The organism is Methanosarcina spelaei, from assembly GCF_002287235.1.
In the GTDB taxonomy this organism is placed as follows: Archaea; Halobacteriota; Methanosarcinia; order Methanosarcinales; family Methanosarcinaceae; genus Methanosarcina; species Methanosarcina spelaei.
Genome location: NZ_LMVP01000146.1, coordinates 24569 through 43041 on the forward strand (window position 1 = coordinate 24569; position 18473 = coordinate 43041).

Annotated in this window: 17 protein-coding genes; 8 read left to right on the forward strand and 9 right to left on the reverse strand. The window is 36.6% G+C overall.

Translation table 11 applies throughout. The features are described 5' to 3' along the window. Positions 1-101: 101 nt before the first annotated feature. The 5 genes from ASJ81_RS22125 to ASJ81_RS09015 form a co-directional block, all read right to left on the reverse strand. On the reverse strand, positions 102-284 hold the full coding sequence (locus tag ASJ81_RS22125; protein ID WP_141241639.1) for a hypothetical protein: 183 nt from the start codon (positions 282-284) through the stop codon (positions 102-104). Between the two features lie 42 nt (positions 285-326). Beyond that, positions 327-959 (reverse strand): DUF4255 domain-containing protein, encoded by a 633-nt coding sequence (locus tag ASJ81_RS09000; RefSeq protein ID WP_095644177.1) that lies wholly within the window; start codon positions 957-959, stop codon positions 327-329. Beyond that, positions 956-3121, reverse strand: coding sequence for an AAA family ATPase (locus tag ASJ81_RS09005; protein ID WP_095644178.1), 2166 nt, complete (start codon positions 3119-3121; stop codon positions 956-958). Before ASJ81_RS09005 ends, ASJ81_RS09000 begins: the two co-directional genes overlap by 4 nt. A 36-nt stretch (positions 3122-3157) precedes the next feature. Then, on the reverse strand, positions 3158-3304 hold the full coding sequence (locus ASJ81_RS23695; protein WP_245859982.1) for a hypothetical protein: 147 nt from the start codon (positions 3302-3304) through the stop codon (positions 3158-3160). A gap of 824 nt (positions 3305-4128) precedes the next feature. After that, positions 4129-4542, reverse strand: a complete 414-nt coding sequence (locus ASJ81_RS09015) for a hypothetical protein (RefSeq protein ID WP_095644180.1) — start codon at positions 4540-4542, stop codon at positions 4129-4131. A 63-nt stretch (positions 4543-4605) separates the two neighbouring features. Here ASJ81_RS09015 and ASJ81_RS09020 point away from each other — a divergent pair, with 63 nt between their 5' ends. After that, the gene (locus tag ASJ81_RS09020) at positions 4606-4791 is read left to right on the forward strand and encodes a hypothetical protein (RefSeq protein WP_095644181.1); all 186 of its coding nucleotides are present in this window, start codon (positions 4606-4608) and stop codon (positions 4789-4791) included. Here the strand turns inward: ASJ81_RS09020 and ASJ81_RS09025 are convergent. Together ASJ81_RS09025 and ASJ81_RS09030 are read right to left on the reverse strand one after the other, a co-directional pair. Next, positions 4781-6775, reverse strand: coding sequence for an eCIS core domain-containing protein (locus tag ASJ81_RS09025; protein ID WP_212556058.1), 1995 nt, complete (start codon positions 6773-6775; stop codon positions 4781-4783). The two genes, ASJ81_RS09020 and ASJ81_RS09025, sit on opposite strands and share 11 nt — an antisense overlap. Positions 6776-7196: 421 nt before the next feature. Beyond that, positions 7197-7781 carry a hypothetical protein gene (locus ASJ81_RS09030; RefSeq protein ID WP_095644182.1) on the reverse strand — a complete coding sequence of 195 codons (585 nt, stop codon included), beginning with the start codon at positions 7779-7781 and terminating at the stop codon, positions 7197-7199. Between the two features lie 670 nt (positions 7782-8451). On the opposite strand from ASJ81_RS09030, the gene ASJ81_RS09035 reads away from it, so the two are divergent. Then, on the forward strand, positions 8452-9258 hold the full coding sequence (locus tag ASJ81_RS09035; RefSeq protein WP_095644183.1) for a class I SAM-dependent methyltransferase: 807 nt from the start codon (positions 8452-8454) through the stop codon (positions 9256-9258). 258 nt (positions 9259-9516) lie between these two features. Further along, positions 9517-9984, forward strand: a complete 468-nt coding sequence (locus tag ASJ81_RS09040) for a hypothetical protein (protein ID WP_095644184.1) — start codon at positions 9517-9519, stop codon at positions 9982-9984. A 442-nt stretch (positions 9985-10426) separates the two neighbouring features. On the opposite strand, the gene ASJ81_RS24580 is transcribed toward ASJ81_RS09040, so the two are convergent. After that, complete coding sequence (locus ASJ81_RS24580; RefSeq protein WP_095644185.1) at positions 10427-10639, reverse strand: transposase; 213 nt, start codon at positions 10637-10639, stop codon at positions 10427-10429. Positions 10640-11239: 600 nt separating this feature from the next. Here ASJ81_RS24580 and ASJ81_RS09050 point away from each other — a divergent pair. The 5 genes from ASJ81_RS09050 (at position 11240) to ASJ81_RS09070 (ending at position 16900) form a co-directional block, all read left to right on the forward strand. After that, positions 11240-12541, forward strand: a complete 1302-nt coding sequence (locus tag ASJ81_RS09050) for a glycosyltransferase family 39 protein (RefSeq protein ID WP_170943260.1) — start codon at positions 11240-11242, stop codon at positions 12539-12541. Positions 12542-13182: 641 nt separating this feature from the next. Continuing rightward, on the forward strand, positions 13183-14295 hold the full coding sequence (locus ASJ81_RS09055; RefSeq protein ID WP_095644187.1) for a phosphoserine transaminase: 1113 nt from the start codon (positions 13183-13185) through the stop codon (positions 14293-14295). A gap of 790 nt (positions 14296-15085) precedes the next feature. After that, positions 15086-15301 (forward strand): type II toxin-antitoxin system HicB family antitoxin, encoded by a 216-nt coding sequence (locus tag ASJ81_RS09060; protein WP_095644188.1) that lies wholly within the window; start codon positions 15086-15088, stop codon positions 15299-15301. Then, positions 15294-15521: a type II toxin-antitoxin system HicA family toxin gene (locus ASJ81_RS09065; RefSeq protein WP_095644189.1), complete on the forward strand. Its 228-nt coding sequence runs from the start codon at positions 15294-15296 to the stop codon at positions 15519-15521. Before ASJ81_RS09060 ends, ASJ81_RS09065 begins: the two co-directional genes overlap by 8 nt. A gap of 524 nt (positions 15522-16045) precedes the next feature. Further along, entirely contained in the window at positions 16046-16900 is an 855-nt protein-coding gene (locus ASJ81_RS09070) for a 6-bladed beta-propeller (protein ID WP_245859984.1), read from the forward strand. 934 nt (positions 16901-17834) lie between these two features. Here the strand turns inward: ASJ81_RS09070 and ASJ81_RS09085 are convergent. Then, positions 17835-18248 (reverse strand): nucleotidyltransferase family protein, encoded by a 414-nt coding sequence (locus tag ASJ81_RS09085; protein WP_245859986.1) that lies wholly within the window; start codon positions 18246-18248, stop codon positions 17835-17837. Positions 18249-18473: the final 225 nt, after the last annotated feature.

The following is an 18473-nucleotide window of genomic DNA, read 5'->3' on the forward strand; positions in this document are numbered from 1 at the left end:
TCAACAAAAATGATTACTAATCTTGTTTAACTGACCGGATAGTTACTTGAATTTTAGAATGGAAGTAAAATATTTTTTGAAGGCGTTTTCAGAAAAATGGGTTAATAATTGATGTCGTAATTCCCGTTAGCTATTTTATCAGATGTGGGGACAATAATAGACTTATTTAAAACTTTATCGTCCAATGACAAACACAAAGTATAGGTACCTGAGTTCATATGGCCCCGTGTGTAATGCCCATCGACCCCGGTCTTCGTTTTAATGTCAAGTTCGACGAGCGTCACAGTTACGTTCTCTACTGGTGCATTATTTGAAGTAACGTCCACCTATACTGAATGATTCTTCTCTGGTTGCAGGAGAGATTTTGTCTCTTCAGGCGAGATTCGCTGTCCCAGCGTAATTACATCAGTTATGACTAGAGGTACATCCTTAGGTAGTAATGTATCCAGGGAAAACGTTACTGTCACAGTAAGCGATGGGCGCACTTTATTACCAACAGCTGTCCAGAATTCAGCCGGGTTCTTGAAGCATTCTGTCTGCGCTATTATCATTGGCAGAGGAGGTTCTTGCCCTTTGAGGCTTCCCTGTAGAAACTTCTCCGGAATCGTCGGATATTTTGAAAGGACATTTAGTATTTGACCAAGTAACTGATGCTCTGTTAAAGGCAAATCTGCTCCACCAACAGGCCACGCAGTGATCAGATATGAACACGCAACGCGCAGTGATGGATGATATATTATCGCCTGTCCATCTTTGCGTTCAATCCTGGGCTCATTGCTACGCAGTTCAACATTTTCACGAATATCATAAAGGAACAAATCTACCGTATTCCTCTGAGGACTAAACTTATCATCCGGCCGATCGAACACTATTTCTACCGACTTCAGAGGATCGGGCGGTGTAGGATCTGTAGGATCCTCAAGAATTGCTTTTAGGGTCTTGCTCAAGTCCTCGATCATGCAGGAAAAACCTCCCTGTCATATTGAAATACATTCCATGTTCTCCCTAATTTCTCATACTCCCATCTCACTGCCTGTATGATATGAGTCATTCGAATAGTGCCTCCTTCTTTCGCTGCGTACAATGCTGCTATAAGGGCTATATTTTTTATGTGGCCTCCTGAAAGTTTTATCTCACGTGCAAGGATACTAAAATCCACATCACTTCCAATCGGAGCTTCTTTAGGGAAGACCGCTTCCCATATGTTTAGCCTGGATTCCTCATCCGGGAAAGGAAAATCGACAATAATATGCAACCTTCTTACAAACGCTTCGTCCATATTTTGGCGCAGGTTGGTGGCAAGTATAGTAACTCCTTCATACTCCTCCATCTTTTGCAGCAGATAGTTTATTTCGATATTGGCATAACGGTCATGAGAATCTCGGACTTCGGACCTCTTTCCGAAAAGCGCATCTGCCTCGTCGAAGAACAGGATAGCATTACTCGATTCAGCTTCCTTAAAGATATTACTTAGATTTTTTTCGGTTTCTCCAATGTACTTGCTGATCACACAGGATAAATCAATTTTATAAAGGTCTAATTCCGTATGCCTGGCAATAACCTCTACCGCCATAGTCTTTCCTGTACCCGAAGGACCGGAAAAAAGCACGTTCAGTCCTTTTCCCAAGGATAATTTTTTATCAAACCCCCAGTCCGAGTAAACAACCCCCTTATGTTTAATGAATCCGGACACTTCTTTCAAATGCTCCTTTATATCCTCAGGCAGGACTATGTCATCCCAGACATATTTGGGTTCAATCTTTCTGGCGAAAGTGGAAAGATTCCTGCTGGACTGAGCCTTACAGCCCGCGTAGAGACTTTCCATAGATAATGCAGGACTTGAGGGATTTTCCCCTCCTGAGTAACTGCACGCTGCACGGACAGCATCCCTTATTTGACCTCCGCTGAACCTGAATTTGCTCGCAAGAGATTTCAAGTCTGTTTCTCTATCCACCTCGTAATCTTTCAGACATGACTCCCACAACTGTTTGCGAATCACGTATGAAGGCAAAGGAAAAGGAAATGGAGTAAAACCATTACTTATTAAACCTCCACAACATTCCATGAATTCCTTTCCTGCCAAAAATATCCATCCAGGATAGGACTTTAAGGTCCGGATCAGAAATTCTTGAACATTCTTTAGTTCTCTGTTTGCGAGAAATAAATCAAAATCTTGAAGATATAGTGCAGAATTTTGCAGAAGCGCTTCTCGCATTATGAGATCTGCGTTATCAAGGGACTGTCCTTCAAGAAAAACCTCCGAATTCACTACAAGAAGTTTTACTCCTGCATCCCTGCAGATAGCTTCTGCGGCGATTTTCTTCCCGGTCCCTGGAGAGCCGCTGAATATAAATTTCAGTGGGAACTTATTTTCTCTGTACCGGCTTGCGATAATCATTAACCTGTTTTTGAAATCTTCAGGTAGAATAAGGTCTTCAAAAGACCTTCTGGGTTTCAGTAAATAAGAAAAATTCCGAATTTTCAGATCTATCTCGTCAAGTCCAAGCAAAAAGTTAATTATTCTTTCATCAATTTTGATGAAACTTGATATGATGGAAGAACCAGATTCTACCTGTCCTTCCACTAAATGAACCAGATGGTTATTTAATAGAGCGGCAACAGGTGAGAAATATGCTCTTGCCTTGATTTTCTCTTCAATTGTCGGGCAGAGCAGATTAAGTACCAGATCAATTCCTGGCCTTTTTTTGGTTACATCGTTTTGGAGATAAGCATAGATTTTTTCGTATTTCAGATCAATTTCTGGAGCGAGCCCTATTAAAAGAATATCGATCTCAAATTCATCCAGACTGAAAAGTTCGGAGAGAGTATGAAGCCTCAGTTCTCTACAATTTTTTAAGCTTTCGAGTTTTCTGTTATTGATTTGTCTGCGTATCACTTTAATTTCTTCCAGCCCGGTGGCCGGTAGAGCTTTTTGTTCTTGCCCAAAACCGGAGGATTTTTGAAGCTTTTGTATTTCGTCTTCCGAAACATAAAGCCCCATGAACTCATCCATATACTCCGGCAAATCTGCCCTAACTCTTTCAAGGTAGATGTGGATTAACCGGTTAATTCTGGAAAGTTCATCCAGAAGATATTCGAGGTTATTGGCGTAAAGTGTCATGGAAATTAGGATTTACCTTTGTCTCACATTAAGGTCTCAGGCTTTCTTCCGAACTGGATTTTCAGAATTCAGTCCCAGAACTTCTCGATAAGCGCGAACCAGAACTTCATAATCCCGAAGTTTGCCTTTCGATTTTAACCGGTCCACTGCAAGCATAAACAGTGGGGCGTATTCAGGAGACAAATTTTTTTCCGCAAATTTTCCGGCCAGAATTTTCAGTTCTTTTTTGGAAGAGTATTTCTTCGGATTCTTTTCGTCTACGAAGTTAAAGATAAATCCACAATTTCTATGACCGATCGTTCTTGTTGAGGGACTTGCAGTAGTTTTAGTATAATCTCTGAATATTTCCTCTTTATTTCTAAGAAGCTCACCACATTCGCATATTATTATTTGACCACCCCCAGGTTAATAGCATTAAAAACAGCTCTATAAAAAACCTATTTAACTAACTTTGATAGATTTCAATAAACGATTCCGCAAAAAGTTGCAAAAACGTCCTTCTTCGACGCAGTGTAGTTATAAAAAAGTAAAGTTATAATTGATGTAAAAATCAGTATAAAGTAAACTTTATTCTCAATTTTGTGTGTATCCATCAATTCTTAGAGAATGACTCCCTTAATTTTGGCTCCAAATGAACTTGACAAGTCTTAACAATGTCCAAAAAATATTGTGATTTCTATGAGACTTCACTCATTTCTATTACAGTCAAGCTATTGGTCTCATAAAAATTAACAAAAATATACTTTTTTGATTCTATTATCCAGGAAATTGGATGGAAATGTCAAATTCCTCAGTTTTTTGATGAATTTTGAGAATCTATGTTTGGTTTCCTTAAACTCGCATCTCATTAGCGATATGAATAATTGAGAAATAAAGCCAAATGAGAGCTCAAGAAATACAATCTTCTGACCACACTCTCAATGGTTTAATCTGAGTTTCGTTTTTCAACCAGTCAAATGTTTTCTCAATGGGATCCCGGATAAGTTCTCCACGCCAGCCTTAAGATTTCAGTGTATCGGTATTATTATTCCTCTTTGTCTGAAATGGCTTTTCCTCCGGGATTTTTTGGCACTGGATGGTTTCAAGTTTTCCATGTAGCAGTTCTTCCTCTTCTGGCATCTCTTGGCGTCGGATAGTTTCAGACGTTTATCCTTTAAAGGCTCTTCCTCCTCCTGAATTTCTTGCCGTTGAACTGTTTTAGCTGTAGGAACGAATATTTCTGATGGCGATTTACCGACTGCCCGATTTCCAATAGTACGATGAAGCTGCAAAACATCTGCTGGAGTTAGAGATTTAGGATCTATTCTGGCACGCTGGATGATAGCTGCAGGATTTGATACATGGATCTTTCTTGCAGGGATTATTTGTCTTTGAGAAAAACTCGATCTTCTGGATTGTTTAATGTGCTGTTGTCCTGGCATGATAAAACTCTCCTTAGAAGTTAATACTGAATGTGAAAAACTTCAAAAAATTGGGGAAAAAAAATGGTTCATGACAGCACAAAAATTACAGATTTCTTTAATTTTCAATTCGAAAAAGAGGCTTTTGAGAAATCTCAATTTTCAGCTCTGCGTCGTGCCGGAGGTTTTGGCAATTTCCGTTGTTTTTTACAACTTTATTCTCCGCAAGCGTGGTTTATGGCTTCACTGCCTTCTGGCACTAACCGTTGACCCTACGTCCGAGGTAGTCTGTCAAACTTACCATAATTTTATCAAGATCATCCGGATGGTTAAACATAAAGCTGCGCCATTCAAGGATAACCTTATTGCCGGGGTCGGTTTTGCCTAGAAAAGTTCCAAAGGCCCTCATTTCTTTTCGTTGAGCGCCGGTACCCGGGAAATGCTTACCTGTTAACAGATCCCACCCTTCAATAAATTCTTTTTCTTCGAATGGGTCATGTATGGGCAGCGCATATTCCACCCAGGCCTTTAAGGTTAAACCGGTGAACGATGTACCTTGAACGGCATAATTGGATGGAAATACATCTGAATTGCCGTTAACGGCTTCGTTCTCAGTTACATGGTCATTGATTGTTTCGATTAAAGCCAGCAGAAACTGATCATACTTGATTTCTTGCCCTAAATGAGTCGCCACGAGTTGTAATATTTTTGCATAATCTGTTTTTGCCAGCAAAAGAGCCCGGCTCTCTTCTATTTGAGAGTTTCGTTTATCAATAGGTATCTGTGCCATCAAAGCAACTATACTGGCTAATATTTTTATGCTTTCTATATCCCATCCCTTTCTAAACCTGCTTCTTGTCCTGGAAAAGGCACTTCTCCATATTAATTGATTTGGCTTTCTCAAGAAATTTTCTTTATAATATAGGGTTAATATTTCGCGTTCTTTGGCTGCTGTTTCCCCGCTAGCAAGTGCTTGCCGTACAGCAGGTTCCCTGCCAAGCGCCTCCCCGGACAATACTCTCGAAAGTTTTTCCAATTTTACCCCTCCAGTCATCTGCAACTGGCCAGAAATACCGTCCCAGCGTCTTGCTTTATTGTAGAATTGATGCCACGAAGATCCATTTAACCGGGGAATCTTATCCAGGCCTACCCAGCCCTGCGGGCTTGCCCTGCTTGCTTGAAAAATAGCCAGGATATCTGCCCGGATGTTTTGGGCTAAGGTTCTCGATGTTTCCTGAGCCGAGTCACTGACTTCATCAATTGGTCTGGTAATGAACTCAAGCTGGCTTCCCGATTGGCTAATATCGGCAGTAATGTCATAGCCATTTCTTGATACGATTACTTCACCTTTTTTGTGTGGCACCCAATCTCTGCTCCAGAAGGCGTATTTATGAGTTTCAATGGCACCAACTTCATATTCGAACCCAATCTTTCTCATTATTAGAGGAGTTGACGGAAGGGCCGCAGATATACCGCGAGATTGTACACTCGATACCTGATCAAGAGTCGGGAGAGATGATTTCTGCAGCGCCTTAAGACCCATCAAATCCGCTTCTTTTTCCAGATATACGTCGCTACTGATTTGAGTGTCCTTCATTTGCATATCGTATTTCACTCTCCCCTGCTTCTGCTGCACAACATGCCATGCATCATGCGGCAAATGCTTCTCCTGTCCTGGAGCCACATGGATGTCCACCCCCTGGGTATACGCCAGAGCTCCAACTCCAGTAGGTTTATCCGAATTATAATGCACCCTAACATCACTCATATCAATTCCGGATAGTCCCTCTACGCCAGCTTTTAAATTATCAGGCATACCTGTATGGTTTTCTTTTTCCATCTGTATAGGAACTGCAGAACACGAAGGGAACTTTTCTTGCTCAGATCTACTTTTAAACTTTTCCTGTAATAGTTCTCCTTCCTCAGGGGTTTCTTTGCATTGGACAGTCTCCGCCATCTTGCCTTGAAAAAGCTTCTTTTCCTCTTCAGATATTGTCTGCACTTGAATTGGATGTTCCTGTTTAGATTTGAAAGGAATCAGCCCAATTTCTGTAAACAGCTTTCTAACTGCCCTGTTTCCAATGGTTCGCTGGAGCTGCAAAACATCTGCTGAAGCTAGAGATTTTGGATTTATTCTGGCACGCTGGATGATGTCTGCAGGACTTGATATGTGTATCTGGTTTGTGAGTATGGATCTTCTTTGAGGAGAAGACTCTGGATTTTTGGATAGTTGAATTTGTGAGTGTTCGTGCACGGATAACATCCCTTTGAAGGTTAATGGCAGACTATTAAAAATTCAAAAAATGAAGGAATATAACTCTTTTACAGTATACGAACATTTCATATCAGGTAAATTATTTTCAATTAAAATCTTGCAAGAATTCAGAATTAAGCCAGTAAAGCTCCAGTTAGCGTTATAAAGTTGTTATTCAGGGCTTCTGCTTGTTTTTCTTAAAATAAAAATAGAAAGTGCTATGTAGTAAAAAAATCGGTTTTAAAAAAGATAAATCAACTTTCTTATTCTTCACGAAGCCTTTCCGTATGTGGTTTCGGTGGAGGCAAATAAGGTTCTATGGATTTCCATAGAATGTCGTCGATTCCATGGAATGACATATTGCCAAATTTACTTTCAATTTTATATTATTTTTGGGATAGGCTTGTTATCAAAAATAGTATTAAGCAAATTCTCTATAATAAAATCTCATGTCTACTCTCAAATAACTTATATCTCCTTTTGAAAGAATTTCTTTTCGGAATTCTTCATCTCCTGGTACGTTAAAAGGACCTGCAGTGCCTATTACATCATAATTATTATTTTCAAAAGTGATACTAACCTCTTCATGTGTCGGTTGTTCCCCATTTGTATGGACGGCTCCTTTTACGATTTTGTTTAATTGAGAAGAGCCAGGATAATTTGGATTATCCTTGACATAGTTGATTTCGACTTCCTCATATCCATCTGAGGTGCGTATGATTGTTGGTAAACTTTCAATTGGTACTTTTCCTTTCAGGTATGTTGTCTCAATTGTAGTGTTCTTTACAACTCCTTTTTCTTCACCCTTATAATAGACGAATTTTCCCTCCTCAGAAAAATTGGTTTTATTAAATTGTTCTTTTGTCACTTCTTCTGCAGTGAAAACAGTTCCGTTTTGAACAGGAGGTGTAGGAGGAGTTGTGTTGTTATTATTTTCTGGTGTTACGCACCCTGCTCCCGAAACAATAATAAGAATTAAGATTAAGAAAATTGTGTGTTTACTCATTTATTTATTTCTCCTTTTGATTTATGCTTTACTTTTGTTGATGGTCGGGCATGGTTAACTCTCTGTGGAGATAAGATAGGAATTATTTAGATAGGTGAAAAAAGACACGCGTAGAATTAGTATGAACTAGAAACAGCTCTAAAGAGAAGGTATTAAAATCTACTTTGAAAGGCTGAAATTAGAGAAATAAAAATATGTCAAGCTATTCAGTTAAAACTAATTGAAAGAATCCAAATTAAAGTTTTTCGATAGAGCCGAAAAAACACAAGGAGTCAAAACTCTAATCTCAAATTAGAATTTCGAATTTTCAGTTCAAAAAGGTATAGATTAGACTATCAAGGAAGTTTTCATCGCCCCATTGCTCACTTCCCAACATTTCTCAGATTATAAACTATTTATTAGCAGCCAGATATATGAATTGAAGTTATATAATCATTAAAGAACAGATGTTACGTAACAGAGTTTAAGAACATTTCATGCCATCCGTTAAGTAATATTAATTCTTTACCGTAATTCTACAAAATCCGAAAAATCTAGACTGAGATGATTTCAGATTTCAACAACGAAAACTGATACAAAGAATGTCTTATCTTAAGTAAAATGCTGATTAATAATGAAATATGAATATAAATATGAATATAAAAATAAATATGATAGTTGAGTTGAAAAAGTGGGATACGATTCAACATTGTTTTATGGCACTTATGAATATTATGCAAAATATAGGCCAAATGTTCCAGAAGAAGCAGTCCAAATAATTGTTGAACAGTTTGAGATTAAACCGGAAGATAGAATTTTGGATATCGGATGTGGTACTTGCCAAATGGCAATTGCTATGGATGGTAAATGCAATGAAATGGTTTGTTTGGATTCAGACCTGGAGATGTTAAAGCAAGCCAAAAGGGAAATAGAAAGAGTGAATTTAAAGCAAAAGATTATTTTAGTAAATTGTTATGCTGAAGATTTAATAAATAGAAAAAATGGATTAGGAATTTTCAAACTCGCAATTATTTGTAGAGCTTTTCATTGGATGGATCAAAATAAAGTGCTAACAGATCTTGATAGCCTTATTAGCGAGGATGGCGGAATAGCTATTATTAGTGATGGAAGTTTTTGGACTGGCGAAGAAGAATGGCAACATGCAGTTAAAAAGGTTGTTCAAAAATATTTGGGCGAGGAACGCCGTGCTGGAAAAGGAATCTTCAAAGAATCGCCTGAGCCGTGGGAGAATATAATTAGTCGTTCAGCTTTTAGTGTTGTTGAATCAAAGGAAATCGAAATTGTTCGAACCTGGACTGTTGAGAGTATCATAGGGTGGTTATTTTCCAGTTCCTTTGCCTCACCTAAATATTTTGGTAATCGAATTAAAACATTTAAAAAAGATATTAATGAAACCCTTTTGTCTATTAATCCTGGCGGAATTTTTAATGAACATGATTATTTTAACCTTATTTTAGCATCAAGACCGAGGAAATAATATGGAAAATCTATATTATCCATAAATTAGTTTCCAATGCAAAAAATTATGAAAGGCATTTACTGAAATAATAGAGATTTACTAAACTCCCATTCGATTGATAAGTTTCTACACTTTCCATAATCTGTTTCACCCATCAGTCACTCCTCTGTAGAGCTCAATATCAACAGTTAGAAAAAATTATATACGTTTGTGCTGTAGGACTCTTGCAGAAATTTTCTATAATGAATTGATAAATTTCTGAAGGAGAAAATAACAATGACTATGAACGCAACTGTGACAAGTTCTGTAGTGGGTTCTCAAACCCGAGAAAGACAACTTCTGATGGATGTTCTCGTGCATTTGCAAGATATAGGAGATTTAGCCTTCCATGAAGATGAATTTGCAGGCACACGTGGCCAGAGTAGGCGTTTAGAAGGATTTCAACTTTCTTTCAATCCCCGACTGGATGGCCTGAGTATGCAATACATGGCACATTTGGAAGACATTGGAGATGTTCCGTGGGTATCAGAAGGACAGTTTATAGGCACACGCGGACAGAGTAGGCGACTTGAAGGGTTTGCAATTAAATTAACCGGAAAGCATGCTTCTGAATTCACTGTAAAATATATGGCTCACCTTCAGGGCACCGCAGATACACGCTGGTTTAGTGATGGAGAGTTTTGTGGCACACGCGGTGAGAGTAGACGTGTTGAAGGGATTTGCGTAAAGGTAGTTAAAAAATAATTAAATTTTTGTAAAGAGTAATTAACTCTTTCTTTTTTCCATGTATAGGTTTTTTAATAAAGCCTATACATTTTTCCCAAGTAGGTGAGCACCTAATCTGTGTGGCACGTGCCCGAGTAGAGTGAAATCTACTAAGGTCAGGCCAGATCAGCCTGATAAACTATTATTTCTGTACGCAGAGAATAATCGTGTAATCGAGAGAGTTAGACCCTGCAAATATACTAAAAAACTTAATTCAATTTCTTTTATTTTTTCATGGCTACAGTATCCGATATTCCCCTCTTTTTAGCTGGAATATCCTTTGTATCAGTAAAAAAATGAGAAAGATCGGTTTCTTCAAGTCGTAACCTTTGTTTAAAAGTTCATTGAAAATCTTCTGATAGATACAATGTTCACACAGATATAGATGGAATTTATGCACTGTTGACTTAGATCCATATTTTCAAGGAATGTCTTTCCACATAAAACCTGTCATAACAACGTACAAAATACCATTAATTAACTTTCTCGTATTTGCACATGGCCCTCCTTTATATGGTTTCTGTGAAGGAAGAGAAGGTTCCATGAATTTCCATAGAATATCATCGATTTCACGTGAATGACATGAAGATAAGTTCATAATTTCAACACAATATTGCTTTTGGAATAGGATCATTCATAATTTTACAGATAAAATAGGCTCCATTCATAATTTTACAGAAGTTTTTAGAAACTAAGTAAACTTTATTTGGACCAACGTACTTATAATAAAAATCAAATTTGGTAAAGTTGTAGTTGTGTGTAGGTCCTTTTATACTGAAAGTTGAGAAATATTAAATAACTTAACGTTGGAAAAAGTAAACTGACCTTGATATAACCGAATACAATGAAGGCAGTGTAGCCAATTTGCTGTAGATTTGAAATCCAATATTTATATACAATAGATAAAATTGATCTCATGATATTGAATTTTTAACTCTAAGACTGCTAGAGATTTCGTAATTTTGCAGCAAATTTGCTATACTACCAGTGGAATAATAACCAACTATTGGCTGAGATAAAAATGAAATTCACATTAAACACAAGAAAAGTATTGGAATTTAATAGAATTTTAAATCCATTACAAAATTGCCTCAGAATGCTTGTAAGCAAGCATGAATTAATTTTTTTGTTCACATTATTTTTTTTAGTTTATAACCTGAATATGAGATCAATCATTAGTGGGGATACCCTTCCTACATCTCTATTGCCATTTTGTATTTTGGAGCACCATTGTGTGAACTTAGACAGCTTTGGAGCATATATCGAAACAATTAATAATCCATATATGTTTAGACAAATTGATGGTCATTACTTATCACAATATCCAATAGTTACCCCTTTAATAATCGCCCCTTTGTATTTAGTTACATACATCTTGTTAAAAATTTCCTCTTGTCCAATAGATATGTTTAATCCGGGTTTTCAATCTATTGTGCTTTTAATGGAAAAATTAAGTGCGTCTTCAATTGCTTCACTTTCTTGCATTTTCGTTTATTTATCTACAAAAAATTTAACAAATAAAAAAATCGGAATTATTTCAGCATTAATCTATGGTTTTGGGACCGACACATGGACAATAAGTAGTCAGGCTCTTTGGCAGCACGGCACGGTAGAACTACTCCTTGCCGCTATGATTTATATTACAATTAAAAATGAATTGCTTGAAAACAAATTAAATTATATTTTTTTAGGATTTCTTTCGGGGTTATATATATTAAATAGACCTTCTGATTCGATCCTTGCTTTACCTGTAATATTATATATTTTTCTTAAGATGAATAAAGAAAATATAAAGTGGTTTTTTGCCTTAGTAATCATATCAGGCAGCTTTCTTTTAATTTATAATATTTATTATTTTGGTAATTTTTTGGGTGGCTATTCCAATTTAAGTGATGGGATGAAGTTAAATAGTGAAGTTCTTTCTCGTCTAGTTGGGTTACTGTTTAGTCCAAGCCGTGGATTATTCACATATACCCCAGTATTTTTGTTTTCAGTTTTTGGATATTTAACAATAAAGGATCTTCCAAATGAAAAACTTAGATTTCTCCTTTATGCTCTTGGTTTAGCATGCATACTCGAAATAATGGTATATAGTATTTTTTTCTGGTGGTGGGGAGGACATTGTTATGGTCCCCGTTATTTAACTGGAATTTTGCCTGTTCTTGCCATATATTTAGGGCTATATATGAATAAAGTATCCAAAAAAAGAAATAAATATTCTAAATATTTAATATTTGGGCTTATTGGAATATTTATTATATGGTCATTGTTTGTGCAACTCGTTGGAGCATTTTACTATCCAATGGGTAATTGGGATAGCAAACCAAATGTTGATGAAAATCCCCAAAGACTATGGGATTGGAATGATACTCAGATCATGAGAAGCTTTCATGCAGGTCCCTATGCTTATGATTCACGATGGATTTTGTTGATTCATCATGGTATTGGAAATATATATAATAAAGTCACAAAAATATCTAACTATCAAATTTATAACACTAATTATGTATTTCATTTCTTCCTTTCTTCATCGTAAATCATGCACTGTTAAGATAAATTTGTATAAATACACCAGGAATTCAATAAAATGAAAGTGCTCAAAGGTTCTGTAAATTCTAATTGAACTTTTAGTTCTAATTTATTTGTATTCGGTTAAAGAATCCGTTAACTTTAAAGTGACTACTGTAATTATCGAACCATCCCGATTTGCATTTATAGGTTTATAGACAATAGCAACGAAAATAACACATTTCTTATAGATCTATCCTGCTTTCGGCAGGTCGACATAAAAATTCATTCAATTTTTCTATTGATATCGTTTTTTTCAGAACTATTTAAATTAAATTTAAATTAAAAATTACTAAATGTTAACCATAACATTATTAATATATATTTGTAACAAAAGGAGAGAAACGACAAATCAGAATAGATATCTAGTCCTCATGATACTGATTTTTAACTGAAACTACAAAAACTAATGATGAAGAATATTTAAGTGTTAGAATGTGCTTGCTGCCGAATGTAGGATCTATCTTAACCGAATACAAGTGAAACAAAATTGTATATGGTAAGGTACTGTTAAGTCTTCGGGGGGCGGCTATAATTGCATGTTCGCCTGTAGCTGGAAAAATTTTTATCCCCCGAAGACTTAAAAGTACCAAAGAAGGAAAAGATAAAATGAAACCAACGCGAGTTCCTAAAAATCCTTGTTTTTCTTCAGGGCCCTGTGCCAAACATCCAGGGTATTCTGTTGAAGAGCTGAAGGATACACCTTTTGGCCGGTCACACCGGAGCAAACCTGGCAAGGAAAAATTAGCTGAAGCAATTAAAAGAACAAGAGATATGCTTGGCCTTCCTGATGATTATCTGGTAGGTATTGTACCGGCTTCCGATACAGGCGCTTTTGAAATGTGCATGTGGTCTATGCTGGGGTGTCGCAGAGTTGATGTTCTGGTTTGGGAATCATTCAGTAAAGAATGGGCAACCGACATCACTAAACAGTTAAAATTAAAAGATACCCGAGTTTTTGAGGCAGAATACGGGAAATTACCGGATTTAAAGAAAGTCGATTTCAAGAATGATGTCGTCTTTGTATGGAATGGTACTACTAGCGGAGTCAAAGTACCCAACGGCGACTGGATTCCTGACAACCGGGAAGGGCTTACGCTTTGTGATGCCACCTCTGCTATATTTGCTATGAATATACCCTACCATAAATTGGATGTCATTACCTTCTCATGGCAGAAGGTTTTAGGTGGGGAAGGTGGACACGGAATGCTGATTTTATCTCCGCGGGCCGTTCAGCGCTTAGAAAGCTATACTCCTGCCTGGCCATTGCCCAAAATTTTCCGGCTGACCAAAGGTGGTAAACTGAATAAGGATATTTTTGAAGGCTCTACTATTAACACCCCATCCATGCTGGCTAATGAAGATTGGCTGGCAACACTAAAATGGGCAGAATCTGTCGGAGGGCTTAAACAACTTATCCAGCGGACAAATGAAAATCTGGAGGTCTTAGAGGCATTTGTCGCTAAAAACGACTGGATTCATTTTTTGGCGGAAACAAAAGAGATAAGGTCCAGTACCAGTGTCTGCTTTAAAGTTGATCTATCCGACGAAAAGCTTAAAGAACTGATTAAAATGCTTGAGAAAGAAAAAGTTGCTTATGACATCGGTTCTTACCGTGATGCTCCTTCGGGTTTGCGTATCTGGTGCGGTGCTACCATCGAGAAAGAGGATTTACAATGCCTCTGTGAATGGATCGAATGGGCTTACAATTCGGTTCAATAATATAATCCTTTTTGTTATCAGCAAAAAAAGGTTCGTGAGAGATCGTTAATATCTTTTTTGCTGATAGCGAAAAGATGTTTTATCCCAAAATAATTCCGCTCTTTAAATATATAAAACACTATTTGTAATAATATTCAGGTTCTCTTGTAAAACTTGTATTCTCATAACTTCAAAATACGAACGTTTTGAGATACAACGTTCGTATTTTACCCAAAAAACCACTTATTTTTCGGTCAATTTTCATGAAATTATCATAATACAAGCTTTCCAATATTTTGTTCTTATCCAATATTTTGTTCGTATACTTCTTTCATGGATGTGGACTTGTTATCTTTGGCTGAAAAAGGTTCTCACAGTTACAGAAATGACCGATTTGTTAATTTCATCCCTATAAGTTCAGACCTATTTTTGAAGTCAATACAATTACAGGCCTTCGGTAAGTGGAGCTTCAAAGGTTACATGATCATGAAGAATAGTACCATACAGAAAGAAATCAGATTATCATTTATAACCTGAGTTCCCAAATTTTAAGCGCATACACTTAATTCTGCAAACATATAAAGTCAATAGATTGTGGTTTTGAAATTGGAACTTATGATTTATGTGCTTAAGCTTAAACGCATACTCCTATATCAGGAGACGTTTATGCGCCCAAAAATGCGGAACTTAGGTTATAAGTTTTGTAAATTAAGCACGTTTACCTCATTAGACAGTTTTCTACGCTAATATAAAATAGAATCGCAACAAATATTTTGAAGAAAAACATGTAAAAACTAGGCTTGGAGTGACCATGAGACAATTTCTCGTAGCTATAACAAAAGAAGACGACTTCTTTATTGCAAGATGTCCTGAACTCAATGTGACTTCTCAGGGTAAGACCCTCGAAGAGGCCGAAAAAAATATTAAAGAAGCTATAGAACTGTACATTGAGAGCTTCGGGACTGAAGACCTTCCGCAACAAGTTTCCAAACCTTATCTGACCTTTGTGGAAGTCGCCCATGTCTAAATTACCAGTTGTATCCGGAAAAGAACTTGTAAATGCATTAGAGAAGGCTGGATTTGTTGTTGTAAGGCAAAAAGGAAGCCATGTATCACTTCAAAAGATAACCAGTGAAGGAACTTACAGAACAGTTGTTCCTTTACATACAAAACTTGCTAAGGGGATACTTCTTGATATTCTTCATCAAACCGGCTTAAGCAAAGAAGAATTGATAGGTTTACTCTAAACCTGATAAATAGAGCAAAATATCCCATATATTTGATGAATAAATTGGGTCGTTTGCTTTCGATTTTTATTGTTTCATACTCACGAACCATTCATATTTTTGAATTGATATTCAATGAACTTTTATTTTTATGGTTTAGCTTATTCGTGTTGAGATAGCTTATTGTCTTTATACAATTGTTTTTCTATTATATCATTTTCATATATATTCAATTGCCTAAATATTTAATATAATTACACATTAACCAAGGAAAGTTATAATATAGAATCATATTTTGGACTTTTAAAGATCGTGAATGAAAAAAAACAAGGAGGATTTCAAAAATGAAATGTCAACAAGTTAATGTTTCTAGGAAAATATTGTTTTGTTTGGTTTTATTATTTATTGGATTGATGAGCGCTTATGTTGCGCATGCTGAGACTTATAATTTTGTTAAGAAATGGAATTCTCAAGGCAACAACAACGCTTTTAGTTATCCAAGAAGTATTGCTGTAGATTCTTCTGGCTATGTTTATGTTGCCTTTTTGCATAAAAATCGAATTGAGAAATTCGATAGCAACGGAACTTTCCTTACAGCATGGGGTTCGTATGGTACCGGCAACGGACAATTTGAAGAACCATCTGGTGTTGCTGTAGATTCTTCGGGCAATGTTTATGTAGTCGATCCAAGCAACAATCGCATTGAGAAATTTAACAGCACTGGTGGATATCTTACACAATGGGTTTGTAATGGTAGCGGCTACGAACATATATATGGACACTATTCTTGTACATCCGGTATTGCTGTAGATTCTCTGGGCAATGTTTATGCTGACAATCCTCACAACTCCCTCATTCAGAAATTTGACAGCAACGGCAGATACCTTACACAATGGGGCTCTTTAGGCACCGGCAACGGACAATTTAATGGTTCAATAGGTGTTGCTGTAGATTCGTCGGGCAATGTTTATGTTGCCGATCAATATAATAATCGAATTCAGAAGTTTGACAGCAACGGAACTTTCCTTACACAATGGGGTTCTTCGGGAAGCGGCAACGGAAAATTTAAAAATCCATCCGGTATTGCTGTAGATTCTTCGGACAATGTATATGTTGCCGATTCAAGCAATAATCGCATTCAGAAGTTTGATAGCAATGGTAACTATATTACCCAATGGGGTTCGTACGGCACCGGCAACGGACAATTTAATGAGCCATTTGGTGTTGCTGTAGATTCTTTGGGTAATGTTTATGTTGCCGATCATAGTATACTGTGCATTCAGAAGTTTGCTCCAAATATCAGTAAATCTACCACTAATTTCATAGATTTCCCTTCAATTATTGTACCTGTTGCTGCAATGCTTGTTTTAACAGTAATATTTAGATATAAAAAATGGTGAGGTTATCCTCTTTTAAACTCTTTATCAAAATTCCAACATGTATTTCTTATCGGAGTGTTCTTTTGAATCAGCACGGACACTCTGGCTACACTGCGAGTTTGTCCATATGGTAGGAAATAAAGGTGGAAGACTTCACCTTAAGCTTTGAATAGCTTCATTAAGTTTTGGATCAATCACTTTCCTTTCAATATTCAACCTACTCAATAACAAATTATTTTCTGATTCAGATACTGAAAGTTGCTTCTCCAGGCTTTCTAATTTTTGCACTAAGATTTCTGCTTCATCGGGTGAATAATTCGATTTTTCAGATATGACTTCATCTAAAACTCTTATTAGTTATTCTAAAAGAATTATATCGAGATTCATCTCTAAAGGGCGGCCACTGGCAAAAAAGAAGAAAAGGAGAATCGGTAATTGCCACAAAAAGTGTGTTATATATGACACATTGTTAACAGCATCTATACTATAATTTGTTTTGCATGGATACCTTCATAAGAGGCTATCAAATTAGCTCTAAAAAATTCAGATCTAATTTGACAATCGTTTTTATGAAGATCTCCTATGTGTATTCTTATCTCCAACCAGTTCTACGCTATCTTATTAGCAATCCAATATAAGAAAATAGATGCGTCCACGAATAGTGAAAAAGAAGATAAGTTTTTAAATCAAAATTCTAATTTGAGAACCTCAAATATTTTTTTTGCTTTTAAGGCCTTTTCGTTAACTTTGGCAAAACCTCAATTGAGTTCGCATTCTCAACATTTATTGTATATTTCAACAGACTTTGAGGTGGAACTGGATGTCGATTTCATGCAAATAGGTCAAAATTGAAGGCTGATTTCTAATGCAAAATCGATAGCTTTAAGGCAAGAAAATTCCTTACGATGATCAATAAAATGTCCTTTATTTTTGTAGATTCATTTGAAAATCAGTGTCATACTTGAACTAGATTGCTAGACGAAAAAATCTTATTTTTCCATACCTCTGGTATATTCTTCAATACGTTCAATTGAATCGAGGATGTGGCTAAGATAAATCGAGTCGTTTTTTTCCATGCAGAGATCACTTTTGCTTCTTTTTTAATTCCTTCAATAAGGTATGGGCTTATCGACCCTTCGGTTAGTAAATCGACTCTCACTCCAAGAAACTCCGATAGCTCTCTCTCAATCCTAGCCATAGTGAGCAGACCTTTCGTTTCGGAAAACTCTACAAGAACGTCGATATCACTTTCCGTTCTTTCTTCCTCTCTTGCATAAGAGCCAAAAATAGCTACCTTTGTTGCTCCTTCTTTCTTGAGGAATGAAGATATTTTTTCGAATAACTCTTTACTCTGGGAAGCACTCTCCATATCATCATAATTTCGTTTGTTACAATTTAAACATATCCTGATGAAAGAGAGCCAATTGTTTTGTCTTAGAATTTTGGCTCTTCGTTGTTTTGTGTGGATATTCTCATAATATTCTCCTAAAAACCAATGCGGCCTTGAATTGAAAACTATCTATCCATAAGGAAGGACGTAGAGCCATATACATTAGATTTAAAGCTGGTTAACGTGTGGCTCAACTCCCACGAC

Excerpts from the sequence above, each read along its gene's own strand:
- ASJ81_RS09055 (WP_095644187.1), top strand. The coding sequence starts at position 13,183 with ATGAAACCAACGCGAGTTCCTAAAAATCCTTGTTTTTCTTCAGGGCCC.
- ASJ81_RS09085 (WP_245859986.1), bottom strand. The coding sequence starts at position 18,248 with ATGGAGAGTGCTTCCCAGAGTAAAGAGTTATTCGAAAAAATATCTTCA.
- ASJ81_RS09000 (WP_095644177.1), bottom strand. The coding sequence starts at position 959 with ATGATCGAGGACTTGAGCAAGACCCTAAAAGCAATTCTTGAGGATCCT.
- ASJ81_RS09065 (WP_095644189.1), top strand. The coding sequence starts at position 15,294 with ATGTCTAAATTACCAGTTGTATCCGGAAAAGAACTTGTAAATGCATTA.
- ASJ81_RS09020 (WP_095644181.1), top strand. The coding sequence starts at position 4,606 with ATGGTTCATGACAGCACAAAAATTACAGATTTCTTTAATTTTCAATTC.
- ASJ81_RS09005 (WP_095644178.1), bottom strand. The coding sequence starts at position 3,121 with ATGACACTTTACGCCAATAACCTCGAATATCTTCTGGATGAACTTTCC.
- ASJ81_RS09015 (WP_095644180.1), bottom strand. The coding sequence starts at position 4,542 with ATGCCAGGACAACAGCACATTAAACAATCCAGAAGATCGAGTTTTTCT.
- ASJ81_RS09040 (WP_095644184.1), top strand. The coding sequence starts at position 9,517 with ATGACTATGAACGCAACTGTGACAAGTTCTGTAGTGGGTTCTCAAACC.
- ASJ81_RS09060 (WP_095644188.1), top strand. The coding sequence starts at position 15,086 with ATGAGACAATTTCTCGTAGCTATAACAAAAGAAGACGACTTCTTTATT.
- ASJ81_RS09030 (WP_095644182.1), bottom strand. The coding sequence starts at position 7,781 with ATGAGTAAACACACAATTTTCTTAATCTTAATTCTTATTATTGTTTCG.
- ASJ81_RS24580 (WP_095644185.1), bottom strand. The coding sequence starts at position 10,639 with ATGATCCTATTCCAAAAGCAATATTGTGTTGAAATTATGAACTTATCT.